The 13,525-nt window shown below is 70.3% G+C and carries 9 protein-coding genes; 5 read left to right on the forward strand and 4 right to left on the reverse strand.

What is annotated here, in order from left to right; genetic code table 11:
* Window positions 1-30 precede the first annotated feature (30 nt).
* A complete protein-coding gene (trpA, locus tag A6A40_RS11780) occupies window positions 31-873 on the reverse strand; it encodes a tryptophan synthase subunit alpha (protein ID WP_063635562.1) in 843 nt (280 codons plus the stop codon).
* The gene (gene trpB, locus A6A40_RS11785; protein ID WP_063635563.1) at window positions 870-2,087 is read right to left on the reverse strand and encodes a tryptophan synthase subunit beta; all 1,218 of its coding nucleotides are present in this window, start codon (window positions 2,085-2,087) and stop codon (window positions 870-872) included. The genes trpA and trpB overlap by 4 nt, the downstream gene beginning before the upstream one ends.
* A 235-nt stretch (window positions 2,088-2,322) precedes the next feature.
* Here trpB and A6A40_RS11790 point away from each other — a divergent pair, with 235 nt between their 5' ends.
* Window positions 2,323-3,189 carry a response regulator gene (locus A6A40_RS11790; protein ID WP_063635564.1) on the forward strand — a complete coding sequence of 289 codons (867 nt, stop codon included), beginning with the start codon at window positions 2,323-2,325 and terminating at the stop codon, window positions 3,187-3,189.
* Window positions 3,190-3,204: 15 nt separating this feature from the next.
* On the opposite strand, the gene A6A40_RS11795 is transcribed toward A6A40_RS11790, so the two are convergent.
* Complete coding sequence (locus tag A6A40_RS11795) at window positions 3,205-3,414, reverse strand: cold-shock protein (protein WP_014249082.1); 210 nt, start codon at window positions 3,412-3,414, stop codon at window positions 3,205-3,207.
* 288 nt (window positions 3,415-3,702) lie between these two features.
* On the reverse strand, window positions 3,703-5,124 hold the full coding sequence (locus A6A40_RS11800; RefSeq protein ID WP_063636251.1) for a sigma-54-dependent transcriptional regulator: 1,422 nt from the start codon (window positions 5,122-5,124) through the stop codon (window positions 3,703-3,705).
* A gap of 223 nt (window positions 5,125-5,347) precedes the next feature.
* On the opposite strand from A6A40_RS11800, the gene coaBC reads away from it, so the two are divergent.
* The 4 genes from coaBC to A6A40_RS11820 all read left to right on the forward strand — a co-directional run bounded on the left by coaBC (window position 5,348) and on the right by A6A40_RS11820 (window position 13,517).
* A complete protein-coding gene (gene coaBC / locus A6A40_RS11805; protein ID WP_063635565.1) occupies window positions 5,348-6,571 on the forward strand; it encodes a bifunctional phosphopantothenoylcysteine decarboxylase/phosphopantothenate--cysteine ligase CoaBC in 1,224 nt (407 codons plus the stop codon).
* 188 nt (window positions 6,572-6,759) lie between these two features.
* The gene (gene dut / locus A6A40_RS11810; protein ID WP_063635566.1) at window positions 6,760-7,215 is read left to right on the forward strand and encodes a dUTP diphosphatase; all 456 of its coding nucleotides are present in this window, start codon (window positions 6,760-6,762) and stop codon (window positions 7,213-7,215) included.
* A gap of 131 nt (window positions 7,216-7,346) precedes the next feature.
* Window positions 7,347-11,063, forward strand: a complete 3,717-nt coding sequence (locus tag A6A40_RS11815) for a hybrid sensor histidine kinase/response regulator (protein WP_236783652.1) — start codon at window positions 7,347-7,349, stop codon at window positions 11,061-11,063.
* A 174-nt stretch (window positions 11,064-11,237) separates the two neighbouring features.
* Window positions 11,238-13,517 (forward strand): PAS domain-containing sensor histidine kinase, encoded by a 2,280-nt coding sequence (locus A6A40_RS11820; RefSeq protein WP_236783653.1) that lies wholly within the window; start codon window positions 11,238-11,240, stop codon window positions 13,515-13,517.
* Window positions 13,518-13,525 lie beyond the last annotated feature (8 nt).

The following is a 13,525-nucleotide window of genomic DNA, read 5'->3' on the forward strand; positions in this document are numbered from 1 at the left end:
GGTTTGCCGTCGTTGTAAACCGTCCGTCCCTCAGCCGCGCGCCGCGCGCACGCCCTTGGCCAGCGCGCCGACGAAGCCCAGTACGTCCGCGACCGCGGCCGCCCCGTCGGCTCCGGCGGCCATACCCTCGGCCAAACGGGTGACGATGGCGGAGCCGACGACGGCGGCATCGGCGACGCGGGCGACCTCGGCGGCCTGATCCGGCGTCTTGATGCCGAAGCCGACGGCGACCGGCAGGTCGGTATGACGCTTCAGCCGGGCGACCGCCGCGTCGATGGCGGTGTTGGACGCGCTGGCGGTCCCGGTGATGCCGGCGATCGACACGTAATAGACGAAGCCCGACGTGTTGCGCATCACGGCGGGCATGCGTGCCTCGTCGGTGGTCGGCGTGGTCAGGCGGACAAAGCTGATACCGGCCTTGACCGCCGGGAGGCAAAGCTCCTCGTCCTCTTCCGGCGGCAGGTCGACGACGATCAGGCCGTCCACACCGGCCTCGCGCGCGGCGGCCAGGAACGGTTCCACCCCATAGGCGTGGATCGGATTGAAATAGCCCATCAGGATGATCGGGGTGTCGGCATCCTGCTTGCGGAAGGCGCGCACCATTTCCAGCGTCCTGCGCACCGTCATGCCGGCCTTCAGCGCGCGGAGCGAGGAGGCCTGGATCGCCGGGCCGTCGGCCATCGGATCGGTGAAGGGCATGCCCAGCTCGATCAGGTCGGCGCCGGCGGCCGGCAGGCCGTTCAGCAGTCCTTGCGAGACGGCGGGATCGGGGTCGCCGGCGGTGATGAAGGTGACCAGACCGGCGCGGCCCTGCGCCTTCAGCGCGGCAAAACGGCGGGCGATGCGGCCATCGGCCAGAATGTCGGCGCTCACAGTTCCACTCCCAGATGCTTGGCGACGGAGAAGATGTCCTTGTCGCCGCGGCCCGACAGGCACAGCACCATCAGGTGGTCCTTGGGCAGTTTCGGTGCGCGCTTGATCACCTCGGCAAGGCCGTGGGCGGATTCCAGCGCCGGGATGATGCCCTCGGTGCGGGCGCAGAGCTGGAAGGCGTCCAGTGCCTCCTGGTCGGTGGCATGGGCGTATTCGACGCGGCCGACATCGTGCAGCCAGCTGTGTTCCGGCCCGATGCCGGGATAGTCGAGGCCGGCGGAGATCGAGTGGCCTTCCAGGATCTGGCCGTCCTCGTCCTGCAGCAGGTAGGTGCGGTTGCCGTGCAGCACGCCGGGCCGGCCGCCGTTGATCGAGGCGGCATGGTCGAGCGGCCCCTTCTCGATGCCGCGGCCGGCGGCCTCGACGCCGATCATCTGCACCGAGGAATCGTCCAGGAACGGGTGGAACATGCCGATGGCGTTCGACCCGCCGCCGACGCAGGCGACCAGGCTGTCGGGCAGGCGGCCTTCCAGCTCCTGCATCTGGGTGCGCACCTCGTCGCCGATCACCGACTGGAAGTCGCGGACCATGGCGGGGTAGGGGTGCGGGCCGGCGGCGGTGCCGATGATGTAGAAGGTGTCGGCGACGTTGGTGACCCAGTCGCGCAGCGCCTCGTTCATCGCGTCCTTCAGCGTGCCGCTGCCCGACGTCACCGGCCGGACCTCCGCCCCCAGCAGCTTCATGCGGAAGACGTTGGGCTGCTGGCGGGCGATGTCGGTCTCGCCCATGTAGATGACGCAGGGCATGTCGTAGAGCGCGCAGACCGTCGCGGTCGCCACGCCATGCTGGCCGGCGCCCGTCTCGGCGATGATGCGGGTCTTGCCCATGCGCCGGGCCAGCAGGATCTGGCCGATGCAGTTGTTGATCTTGTGCGCGCCGGTGTGGTTCAGCTCCTCGCGCTTGAAGTAGATCTTGGCCCCACCCAGCTGCTCGGTCAGCCGCTGGGCGTAATAGAGCGGGTTGGGGCGGCCGACATACTGCTTCAGCTGCTGGCGCATCTCGCCTTCGAAGGCGGGATCGGCCCGCGCCTCGCGATAGGCCTTCTCGACCTCCAGGATCAGGGGCATCAGCGTCTCGGCGACGAAACGGCCGCCGAAAATTCCGAAATGCCCGCGCTCGTCGGGACCGGAGCGGTAGGTGTTCAGTTTGGTCATCGTCTGCGGCACTGCCTGAAGTCGAAGGAAAGCCGGGATAGGGCTCAGTCTTGCGGGCGGGAGTCCGGTCCGGACGCCAGCCAAGCGCGCCACCATACCGGTGGACCGCGCCGATTTGAAGCGCCGGGCCGCGGAAATCCGTGATTTCCACCCGTCCGCAAAGATGGAGCGGGGCTTTGCAGGGGCAAGGCCACGCCCTACACTGCCGCCATCTTGATTGCGGAGCATGCGTGCGATGACTGAGCGGACACCGCCGTCGCTTCCCCCCACGGCTCTCCAGCCGGCGCCGTGCCGGATTCTGGTGGTGGAGGACAGCCCGCTGAACCAGATGCTGGTCACCGCCATCCTCGCCCAGGCCGGCCACCGTGCCGACACCGCCAACAATGGGCTGGAGGCCGTGATGGCGGCGCAGGCCGGCGGCTACGATCTGATCCTGATGGATCTGTCGATGCCGGAGATGGATGGGCTGACCGCCACGCGCCTGTTGCGCGACCTGCCGGGGCCGGCAGGCCGGGTGCCGGTTGTCGCCATGACCGCCGATACCGAGGAGGCCGACCGCATCCGCTGCCAGGACGCCGGCATGAACGACCATGTCGCCAAGCCGGTGGACCGGGCGCTTCTGCTGGAGACGGTTGAAAAATGGCTGCGCGCGTCCTTGTGCTCCGGGCCGCCCACCTCCCCATCGGTCGGCTTCGGTCCCCGCGCGGCGGCAGCTCCGGAAGCGGCGGGCGAGGTGCTGGATTGCGAGGTGCTGGCCCAGTTGGCCCAGGATCTGGAAGCGGATCTGCTGGCCGACGTGCTGCGGCAGTTCGTGGAGGAAACGCGGGAGCGGGTGGCGCGCATCATGGCGGAAGCCGACCGCGCCGTCCTGACGCGTGAAGCGCACACGCTGAAGAGCACCGCCGGGACCTTCGGCGCCCACGCGCTCTACTGTGCCGCCCGCGCACTGGAGATGGCCTGCCGTGCCTCCTCAGCCGAGCCGGACTCAGCGGAGACCGGCGAAAGGGGTGCGGCAGACGCGGTGGAGAGGCTGCGCCGCGACATCCCCCGGTTGGCCGAGGATGCCATCGCGGCCTACCGCGCCGCCGGATATCCGGTGTGACCTAACGGAACCGCATCATTCCACGACGCTGATGTTCACCGCCGAATCCTTGCCGTTGGTGCCGCGGGCAACCTCGAACTGGACGCGCTGGCCCTCGGACAGCGCATGCAGGCCCGAGCGCTGGACCGCGGTGATATGCACGAAGACGTCCTTCGAACCGGCTTCCGGCGCGATGAAGCCGTAACCCTTGGTAGTGTTGAACCATTTGACGGTACCGTTTGTCATGGGCCTCCCCCTGGTCTCTGCGAAACGGGTCTTTGTGAGACGGATTGGTCCGGAATCGCCGGCATCGGCCGCGCCATGAGGTCTGCCGGGCAAGCGGAACCAAGACATTGTGCGGGGAGGCTAGCCGCATGCTGTGGTTGCGGGCAATTCCGTCTCACGGCATAGGACAAAGGGTGGCGAAATCCCGAGTGGATTTACGACCAAGGCGACGGCACTTTGTCGAAGGGTATTAGCCCGTTTCTTGGCGGATTCAGGGCAGAAGCATGAAATCATTGCCGAAATAAAGGGTTAGAGCTTCCCTTCGGCCTGCCAGGCGAGACGCTTGCGGTAGATCGTGGACGCGCTGATCTGCAGCAGGGCGGCGGCGCGCGGGATGTTGCCGTCGCAGGCGGCGATGGCATCCTCGATGGCATCCTTCTCCACCTCCCACAGGGGCTTGATGGAGTCCGGGGATGGCGGAACATGCGGGCGCGGCGCTGGGGCGGCGCCGGCCAACGCCGGAGCGGACGAGGCGGCGGGAAACAGAGGCTGCGGTGCGCCAAGCGGCGGCGGCAGCATCTCCGGCGTCACCGTGTCGCCGTCATGCAGGACCGCGACGATGCGCACGACATTCTGCAACTGCCGGACATTGCCCGGCCAATGGTAATGGCGCAGCGCCTGCTCCGTCTCGGGGGAGAAGCGGGCGAAGCCCTTCTTCTCCTCCTTGGCGAACTCGGCCAGATAGTGGCGGGCGATCTCCAGCACATCGTCCTCGCGCTCGCGCAGCGGCGGCAGATGGATGGGGATGACGTGAAGCCGGTAATAGAGATCCTCGCGGAAGCGCCCCTCCTCCACCTCGCGCAGGGGATCGCGGTTGGTGGCGCAGACGATGCGCAGATCGACCTTCTCCAGCTTCGACCCGCCGACGGGGGTGAAGGTGCCGGTCTGGATGAAGCGCAGCAGCTTGGTCTGCAGGTCGGGCGCCAGCTCGCAGATCTCGTCGAGGAACAGGGTGCCGCCGTCGGCGCGCGCCGCCGCGCCCTCCCGGTCGGACACCGCCCCGGTGAAGCTGCCCTTCACATGGCCGAAGATCTCGCTTTCCATGAGATCCTTCGGAATGGCGCCGCAATTGATGGCGATGAAGGGGCGCGCGGCGCGCTGGCTCTGGCGGTGGATCGCCTCGGCGCAGACCTCCTTGCCGGTGCCGGATTCGCCGGTGATGAAGACGGTGGCGCGCGAGGAGGCAGCGCTGTCGACGATGCGGTAGACCGCCTGCATCGCCAGCGACGAGCCGATGAAGCCGTGGTAGCGGGCGCGGTTCAGATCCTTCTCGAAGGTATCGACCAGCTGGGCCAGCCGCAGCCGCTCCATCGCGTTGCGGACCGTCACCACCAGCCGGTCGGCTGAGAAGGGCTTCACCAGGAAATCATAGGCGCCGTAGCGCATCGCCTCCACCGCCGCCTTCACCGAGCCGTGCGCGGTGATGACGATGACCGCGCAGGGCAGGGCCTGGGTGTCGATGCGTTTCAGCACCTCCATCCCGTTCATGTCCGGCAGTTGCAGGTCCAGCAGCACCACCTTGGGGGCGCCGTCGTTCAGTTGCGCCAGCGCGTCGGCTCCCGTCTCCACCGAGATGACGGTGTGGGATTCCTTTTTCAGGTATTCCGCATAGACACGGGCCAGCGACGGCGTGTCTTCGATCAGCAGGACGGGGATGGAACCGGGCGGCATGCTGTGGGCGACACGCAAAAGCAGGGGCGGGGGCTGACCCTATTGTCTAACAGATATTTCTGAAAATCCCACCCCCACGCGCAAGCGGACGATCATTGTCGGCGAAGCGAACGGATCGAAGCCCCCATCGGACCGGATATGTCGCGGTGCGGCCGCTTGCCGGGGCGGGCGCGATGAACTATCAGCAAGCGGGCATCCGAGTGTCGGGAAGAGGGGATTCGCCATGGCCGATCACGCCATTCTGGCCGGCAAGCGCGTGCTGCTGGTCGTCGCCGGCGGCATCGCCGCCTACAAGAGCCTGGACCTGATCCGCCGCCTGCGCGAACGCGGTGCCGCCGTGCGCGCGGTGCTGACCGAGGCCGGCGCCCGCTTCGTCACGCCCTTGTCGGTGCAGGCGCTGACGGAGGACACCGTCTACCAGGACCTGTGGTCGCTGACCGACGAGTCGGAGATGGGCCACATCCGTCTGTCGCGCGAGGCCGACCTGCTGGTGGTGGCGCCGGCCACCGCCAACCTGCTGGCGCGCATGGCCGCCGGCATGGCCGACGATCTGGCCGCCACCGTCCTGCTGGCCACCGACAAGCCGGTTCTGGTCGCTCCCGCCATGAATGTGCGCATGTGGCAGCATGCCGCGACCCGGGCCAACATGGCGCTGCTGGAAAGCCGCGGCGTCCGGCGCATCGGCCCGAACGAGGGCGTGATGGCCTGCAACGAATACGGTCCCGGCCGGATGGCGGAGCCGATGGAGATCGTCGACGCCATCGCCGCGATCTTCGCCGAGGACGCCCACCGGCCCCTGGCCGGACGCCGAGCCATCGTCACCAGCGGACCGACGCACGAGCCGATCGATCCGGTGCGCTACATCGCCAACCGCTCGTCGGGCAAGCAGGGGCACGCCATCGCCGCGGCGCTGGCGAAGCTGGGGGCGGCGGTGACGCTGGTCAGCGGCCCGACCCGCCTGCCCGACCCGCCCGGCTGCAGCGTCGCTCACATCGAGACGGCGCGCGAGATGCTGGCGGCCTGCGAGGCGGCGCTGCCCGCCGACATCGCGGTCTGCGCCGCCGCGGTCGCCGACTGGCGCGTCGACACCGAGTCCGACCGCAAGCTGAAGAAGGACGGCGGCGGGCCGCCGGCACTGGCCCTGACCGAGAACCCCGACATCCTCGCCACCCTGTCCCGGCCCGGCAAGCGCCGCCCGGCGCTGGTGGTCGGCTTCGCGGCGGAGACCGGCGACGTGCTGGCCTACGCCACCGCCAAGCGCACCCGCAAGGGCTGCGACTGGATCGTCGCCAACGACGTCTCCCCCGGCACCGGCACCTTCGGCGGCAGCGACAACACCGTCCACCTGATCCGCGCCGACGGGGTGGAGTCCTGGCCCACCATGCCCAAGGACGCCGTCGCCGCCCGGCTCGCCGAAGCGGTGGCGGGGTATTTCGCAGGGAAGTAGCGTCTACCCGTTGCCCGATTTGTACGGTCCCCCTCCCCAACCCTCCCCCGCCCTCGGCCGGCTGAAAGCCGGTCCGATCGCGGGAGAGGGGACTGCCGCCCCCTCGTATAAGGCCCCCTCTCCCGCAAAACGGGGGAGGGTTGGGGAGGGGGCATCCGCCAGCCGACACTCAACCACAGGATCCCCCCATGTCCCCCACCGTCGCCTTCCTCCGCCTGCCCGGCAACGACGACCTGCCGCTGCCCGCCTACGCCACAGAAGGGGCGGCGGGGTTCGACCTGCGCGCCGCGGTTCCGGCGGATGAGCCCGCCGTTCTGGATCCTGGCAAGCGGATGCTGGTGCAGACCGGCTTCGCCGTCGGGTTGCCGACGGGGTGGGAGATGCAGATCCGGCCGCGCTCCGGACTGGCGGTGAAGTACGGCGTCACGGTGCTGAACACGCCGGGCACCGTCGACTGCGACTATCGCGGGCCGGTCGGCGTCTGCCTGATCAATCTGGGGGAAGAGCCCTTCACCATCGCCCGCGGCGACCGCATCGCCCAGGCGGTGATCGCCCCAGCCCCGAGGGCCACGCTGATCGAAGTCGGGTCGCTGGACGACACCGAACGCGGAACGGGCGGATTCGGGTCCACCGGCGTCGCCTGAGAACCCCATCCCCCGCCCCCGTTTCTGTGGCATGATCGCAGCGCCGGAAGGGGTATGACGCAGCGGGCGAAGCACCCCCTCCGGCGCTGGCGGCGGGCGAGGGGGTGGTCATGCGGAGTCCCCGGCGGAGCGTGGCGTTCCGCATCCTGGCGGGATTGACGGTCATCGGCGGGCTGGCCGCGGCGACCAGCGTCGTCGCCGTCTCGCTGTTTTCCCGCTTCCACCAGGGGTACGAGCAGATCGCCACGGCCAAGGTGCCTGGGCTGGTCGCCGCCGCGCAGCTGGTACAGCAGAGCGGCGCAGTGGCCGCCATCGCTCCCGCCCTGGTCGCCGCCCAGGACCAGACCGCGCGCGAAGCGGTGATGGCGCGGATGGGTGATCAGATCGTCCGGCTGGAACAGCTGATGGCCCGGCTGATCGCACATGGCGGCCAGGGCAGCGGCGGCCAGGGCAGCAGCAACCAGGGAAGCGATGGCCAGGGAAATGGCGGTCAGGCCGATCTGGGCGAACTCGACCGCCGCAAGAATGAACTGGTCGGCACGCTGCTGACCCTGAACGCCCAGGTCCGGCAGCAGTTGGCCCTGACCGCCGAGACCAACGCCCGCGCCCAGGCGCTGGCTGCCCTGACCGGGCGGTTGGGTGCCGCCGAGTCGCGGGAGGAGGAGGCGCCCTGGCCGATGGAGACGCGCTCCGGCCTTCCGGATGCCGAGGCGGCGGAGCGCAGCCGCGACGCGCTGGAACGCTGGCGCCGGGACCTGACCGCGGCAGCCACCACGCTGCTGGCCGCCTTGCGCGCCGACCGGGACAGCCAGCTGGATGGGTTCCAGGCCGAGACCCGCATGGCGCTGAACAACGCCGCCGCGGCGCTGGCCATGCTGCCGCCGGACCGTGCCGCCCGGCTGCAGACACTGCAGCGCGAGGTGGAGGAGGAGGCCTTCGGACGATCCCCCCTGTTCACCCTGCGCGCGGCGGAGCTGTCGCTGCAGCGGGCGGTCAAGCGGTCGGCGGCCCGCAACCAGGCGGTGTCTGACCAGCTGGTCGGCATCGTGTCCGACTATTTCCTGGCGGTGGAGCAGGACGTTGCCCGCCGCTCGTCCGAGTTCGAGCGGGTGATCCGCGATGGCAAGCGGGCGGTGATCGCGATGGCGCTGCTGTCGATCCTGGGCGCCGCCGCGATCTTCGCCTACATCCACCGCAACGTGGTGGCGCGGCTGCGCCGGCTGCGCAGCGCCATGCAGGCGGTGGAGACGGCCGAGCCGGCGGCGATGCCCGACCTCGACCTTCCCTCCACCACCCCGTCCGGCAGCCGGGACGAGATCGGCGAAATGGCCCGCGCGCTGTCCTATTTCGTCACCACCATCCGCGCCCGCGAAAGCGCGCTGGCCGATGGGGAACGGCGGCTGCGCACCATCCTGGAACAGAGCCCGGTCGGCGTCTCCATCGGCCGCACCGACGGCACCGTCGCCTTCGCCAATGCCCGCGCCGCCGAACTGGCCGGCCGGCCGCTGGATGCGTTCGTCGGCAGCCGCCACGCGCTGGCCCTGCCGGGCGCCAGCATCAGCCGGGGCGGAGCGGGGCAGGGCCAGGGGCAGGAGGGGGAGGCGCAAGCCGGCGGCGTGGTGGTGCGCGATGCGGAGGTGGCGGTCGACCGGCCCGACGGCAGCCGGGTCTGGGCCCTGCAGACGCTCCAGCGCACCAGCTTCGAAGGCGAGCCGGCGGTTCTGGCCTGGAGCTACGACATCACCGCGCGCAAGCAGGCGGAAGAGGCGCTGCGCGCCGCCAAGGAACAAGCGGAGATCGCCGCCCGGTCGAAGGCCGAATTCCTGGCGACCATGAGCCACGAGATCCGCACGCCCATGAACGGCGTGCTCGGCATGCTGGAGCTGATGGCGCTGACACCGCTGGACGAGGAGCAGCGCACGCTGGTCTCCACCATGCGGGACAGCGGGGCGGCGCTGCTGCGGATCATCGACGACATCCTGGACCTGTCGAAGATCGAGGCGGGGAAGCTGGAGCTGGAGGAGTTGGACCTGCGCCCGGCCGAGCTGGTGGAGGGGGTCGCCGACCTGCTGGCCCCCCAGGCCCACCAGAAGGGGCTGGCGCTGATCTGCGACATCGACCGGTCGGTGCCGGCGCGGCTGTGCGGCGATTCGGGCCGGCTGCGCCAGATCCTGTTCAACCTGACCGGCAACGCCATCAAGTTCACCGACCGCGGCCGGGTGGTGCTGCGCGTCCATGCCACCGAACCCGCAAGCCGGGATCATGTGCGCCTGCATGTGGCGGTGGAGGACACCGGCATCGGCATCGGGCCGGAGGGGCAGGCCCGGCTGTTCCAACCCTTCAGCCAGGCCGACAGCTCCACCACCCGGCGCTTCGGCGGCACCGGGCTGGGGCTGGCGATCTGCACCCGGCTGATCGAACGGATGGACGGACGGATCGGCGTCGAGTCGGTGCCCGGCCTGGGCTCGACCTTCTGGTTCACGGTGGACCTGCCGCGGGGAGAGGATCCCGCATTGCCCGCCCCGGCGCCGCTGGCCGGACTGGCCGTGCTGGTCGCCGACGAGGACGAGGTGCAACGCGGCGTGCTGACCCGCTACCTGGAGCAGGGCGGAGCGGCGGTGACCGCCGCCGCCACGGTGGCCGATGCGGCATCCCGCCTGGGGCGCGGGGGGTGGGGGCTGCTGGTCGCCAGCACGACGATGGCCGGACGGCTGGACCCTCTGGCCGGCGCCTGCGGACCCGGACTGCCGCGGCTGCTGCTGGGCGACGGGCGGGGGAACGGCCCCGCGGTCGCTTCGCCCCACGGCGGTGCGGGCGGGCTGACGCAGCCGGTCCACCGCGCCGCCCTGATCCGCGCCGCCGCCATCCTGGCCGGCCGCGCCGCACCCGACTCCGACCGGCCCGGTGCCGCGGACGGCGCGTTGGAGGCCCCCATGGAGCGGTCCGGCAGGGAGCGGTCCGGCCCGCCGCTCACCATCCCGGCCCGCATGGGCGAGGGACAGCCGGACAGCCCACCGGCCTATGGTCCGGTCCTGGTGGCGGAAGACCATCCGACCAACCAGCAGGTGGTCCTGCGTCAGTTGCGCCGGCTGGGCTGCGCGGTGGATTTGGCAGCCGATGGGGAGCAGGCGCTGGTGGCCTGGCGCACCGGACGCCACCGGCTGGTCATCACCGACTGCCACATGCCGGTGATGGACGGTTACGAGCTTGCCCGCCGCATCCGGGCGGAGGAGGACGGGACCGGCCGGCGCACCGCCATCGTCGCCATGACCGCCAACGCGCTGTCCGGCGAGATGGAGCGCTGTCTGGCCGCCGGCATGGACGATTACCTCGCCAAGCCGGTGACGCTGGCCCAGCTGTCGCAGGTATTGGCCCGGCGGCTCGACGCCCCTCCCCGCCTTCCGGAGACGAAGGAGCCGCAGGGACCGCAGCCCACCCATCCGCCGGACGACCCGACCCTGCCGGTCCTCGACCTCGACCACCTGCGCGAGACCTTCGGCGGAGGACGGGAGGATGGCCTCGATGCCGGCACGCTGGACATGATGGACTTCTTCATCGAAACGACGCGGCCGACCCTGGAAAAACTGCGGCATGCGCTCGACGCCGGGGAGATGGAGGAGGCGCGGGCCGCCGCCCATTCCGCCGCCGGGGCGGCACGCACGGCGGGTGCGCGGGTGCTGGCAGCCGCCTGCACGGCGCTGGAGCGCGCGATCGTCGAGGCGCGCCTGCAGGAGGTGGAACGCCACGCACAGGAGATGGCCGCGGCCTTCCCGGAGGTCGAAAAGGCGATTCACGCGCTGCGTCACACGAAAGAGACGCTATCCCAGCCGGAAGAGAGCATGGCATGACCGGACGTGTTGGGGCGAAATCTACCTGGACGGGAACGGAAGCCCGAAAAGGCTGCACGGTGGGCGCGAGTTGCTTGTCGGTGGGATAGGGCTGAACTACTCTGGCCATCTTGATTCATTTCGACAGATTCAGCCGGGCCATTGCCGAGCCCCGGCGGTCCGGGGGTGAAAAGCGTGGTCGGTTTCGCTGGCTTCTTTTGGAACAAGGAAACCCGGCGCCAGGCCGAACATGCCGCCGCAGACCGCGACCGCTGGCGGGCGATGCTTGCCGCCGCTCTCCATCCCTGGTGCGCCTGGACCGACTCCGGCGGAGGCGCCCTGTCGGACGACGCGGCGGCCCTGCTGGGCATCTCCACCCCCGATTCGCTGCCGGACGTGGTGTCCTCGTCCGACTTTTCCGCCGCTCTTGCCCGCCTCCGCCGTGACGGAGAAGCTTTCCGCTGCGAAGGGCTGGCGCCCGATGGCCGGCGGCTGGTGCTGACCGGCCGGCGCGGCTGCGCCGGCGACAGCCGCTGCGACGTGGTGTGGATCGAGGACATCACCGTGGCCCGCGACGCCGCCCGGGACGCCACCCGCCGCCAGGAGAAGGAGGCCGGGGACGCCCGCTCCCGCCTTGCCGAATTGCAGGCGATGGCCGATGCCCTGCCGATCCCGGTTTGGATGCGCGACCGCTCCTTACGGCTGTCCTGGTGCAACCGCGCCTATGCCCGCGCCGTCGACGGCGATCCGGACAGCGTGGTGACGGAAGGGCGCGAACTGACCGCCACCGGCCCGGCGCTGGCCGAACGGGCGCGCAGCGGCGGCTTCGCCCAATCCGACCGCGCACCGGTGGTGATCGGCACCGAACGCCGCCTGCTGGAAGTGACGGAAGCACCGCTGCCGCTGGCAGACGGCAGCGGCACGCTGGTGGTCGGCTATGCCCTGGATCTGACCCCGCTGGAGGAGTTGCGCGGCGAACTGGACCGCCACCTGACGGCGCATGCCGAGGTGCTGGAACGGCTGGGCACCGCCATCGCCATCTTCGGCCCCGACACCCGCCTGACCTTCTTCAACCAGGCCTATGCCCGGCTGTGGGACCTGGACGAGGCATGGCTGCGCACCGAGCCCACCAACGCCGAACTGCTGGAGGAACTGCGCGCCCGCCGCCGCCTGCCGGAATATGCCGACTACCAGACCTTCAAGCGCGAACGCCTGACCCGCTACACCCATCTGGTGGAACCGGTGGAGGAGATGCTGCACCTGCCGGACGGCACCGCGCTGCGCCATCTGGCCGCCCCCCACCCCCAGGGCGGGCTGATCACCATCCTGGAGGACGTGACCAACACGCTGGCGCTGGAATCCTCCTACAACACGCTGATGGCCGTGCAGCAGGAGACGCTGGACAATCTGGCGGAGGGCATCGCCGTGTTCGGCGGCGACGGCCGGCTGAAGCTGTCCAACCCGGCCTTCGCCCGCATCTGGGAACTGGCGGACGGCGACCTGCACGGCGAACCGCACATCGCCGACGTGTTCGAGCGCATGCGCCCGCTGCTGGAGATCGCGCCGCCGGACAGGCAGGGAGAGGCCGCCGCCTCCGGCTGGGAAGCCCTGAAGGAGGAACTGATCGGCGCCACGCTGGAACGCAGCGTCCGCTCCGGCCGGGTGGAGCGCAGCGACGGGTCGGTGGTGGAGTTCTCCACCCTGCCGCTGCCCGACGGGGCGGTGCTGAACAGCTATCTGGACGTCACCGACGGCGCCCGGCTGGAGACGGCGCTGCGCGCCTCCAACGCCGCGCTGGAGGCTGCCGACCAGCTGAAGAGCGAGTTCATCGCCAACGTCTCCCACCATCTGCGCACGCCGCTGAACGGCATCATCGGTTTCGCCGAGGTTCTGGCGAACCAGTATTTCGGCGAACTCAACGCCCGTCAGATGGAATATGTGCGCAGCATGCTGACGGCCGGGGAGCGGTTGCTGGAACTGATCGACGACGTCGTCGACCTGACCAGCCTGGGGGCCGGCGTGACCACCCTGGAGCGCGAGGCGGTCAGCCTGCCCGACCTGCTCGACTCGGTGGCCAGCCTCACCCGCGAATGGGCCCGGCGCGAAGGATTGCGCATGGAGGTCGTGGCGCCGGAGGCGCTTGGCGAGATCGAGGGCGACGGCAAGCGGCTGAAGCAGGCGCTGTTCACCCTGGTGGTCGGCGCCATCCGCAACCCGCCGCCCGACCGCCGCATCCGGCTGGCCGGCGAGCGGCTGAACGGCAGCATCACCCTGTCGGTCAGCGGCGCCGCTCCGCCGGACGCCGATCCGCAGGGCGCGGCAGCCCTCGGCGTGTCGCTGGCGCGCAACGTGATGGAGCTGCATGGCGGCCGGCTGGAGCTGGACGAATCCGGCGGCACCGGCGTCTTCCGCAGCGCCCATGTCCGCTGCATCATGCCGGTGCGCGCACCGGCCAACGGCGTGAAGGCGGGGTGAGCGGGACC

Origin of the sequence: Azospirillum humicireducens, from assembly GCF_001639105.2 — a bacterium.
GTDB lineage: Bacteria > Pseudomonadota > Alphaproteobacteria > Azospirillales > Azospirillaceae > Azospirillum > Azospirillum humicireducens.

What these genes read in the sequence shown, in the direction of transcription:
- trpB (WP_063635563.1), bottom strand. Translation starts at nt 2,087, where the DNA reads ATGACCAAACTGAACACCTACCGCTCCGGTCCCGACGAGCGCGGGCAT.
- A6A40_RS11800 (WP_063636251.1), bottom strand. Translation starts at nt 5,124, where the DNA reads ATGCCGCCCGGTTCCATCCCCGTCCTGCTGATCGAAGACACGCCGTCG.
- A6A40_RS11795 (WP_014249082.1), bottom strand. Translation starts at nt 3,414, where the DNA reads ATGACAAACGGTACCGTCAAATGGTTCAACACTACCAAGGGTTACGGC.
- coaBC (WP_063635565.1), top strand. Translation starts at nt 5,348, where the DNA reads ATGGCCGATCACGCCATTCTGGCCGGCAAGCGCGTGCTGCTGGTCGTC.
- dut (WP_063635566.1), top strand. Translation starts at nt 6,760, where the DNA reads ATGTCCCCCACCGTCGCCTTCCTCCGCCTGCCCGGCAACGACGACCTG.
- A6A40_RS11790 (WP_063635564.1), top strand. Translation starts at nt 2,323, where the DNA reads ATGACTGAGCGGACACCGCCGTCGCTTCCCCCCACGGCTCTCCAGCCG.